General features: G+C 75.2%; 1 pseudogene. It reads left to right on the top strand.

Annotation, left to right across the window (positions count from 1 at the left end):
- Positions 1-614 (top strand): annotated as a pseudogene (locus DMB42_RS52805) (hypothetical protein); the annotation flags it as partial.
- Positions 615-632 lie beyond the last annotated feature (18 nt).

The following is a 632-nucleotide window of genomic DNA, read 5'->3' as shown; positions in this document are numbered from 1 at the left end:
GCTCCAACAGCCCCGGCAACACCGACATACCGCGCGGCAGCGGTGGCGGGGGTAGCGGCGGCGGTGGTGGCGGCGGTGGCGGCGGCTACGGCTCCAACCTGCCTGGTCCGGGCAGCGCCACGGGGTCCGGCAGCCTGCCGTCGGGTACGACGCCGTCCGGCTTCCAGAACGGGCCGGCGCCGATCACCACACCCGGCCCCAACAACAACACCGCGATGCCGATGAGCCCCATGCCGATGGCGCCGCCCATGATGGGCGGCGGCATGGGCGACTCGGAGTACAACAGCCGAAGCGGCCGTGGTGGCGGCGGAAGCGGGTTCGGTCCCGGTAGCGGCGCGGGTTCCACGCCCGGTTCGGGTTCCGCGTCCGGCGCGGCCCGGCCCGGTGGTGTCGGCGCGGCCGAATCGGCGGCAGGCCGCGGGATGGGTGGCCTCGGCGGTGGCGCCGCCGGTCGTGGCGGACCCGGGATGAGCGGCGGCATGGGTGGCCGCGGTCAGCAGGCCGACGGGGACGAGGACACCGAGCACCAGCGTCCGACGTACCTCGTCGAGGGCGACCCGGACGAGGTCTTCGGGACCGACATGCGCATCGCGCCGCCGGTCATCGGCGAATAGGGCAGCGCCTCGCCGGAA

Origin of the sequence: Nonomuraea sp. WAC 01424 (assembly GCF_003947315.1) — a bacterium.
Taxonomy (GTDB): Bacteria; Actinomycetota; Actinomycetes; order Streptosporangiales; family Streptosporangiaceae; genus Nonomuraea; species Nonomuraea spiralis.
This window is presented reverse-complemented; position numbering and strand designations above follow the sequence as displayed.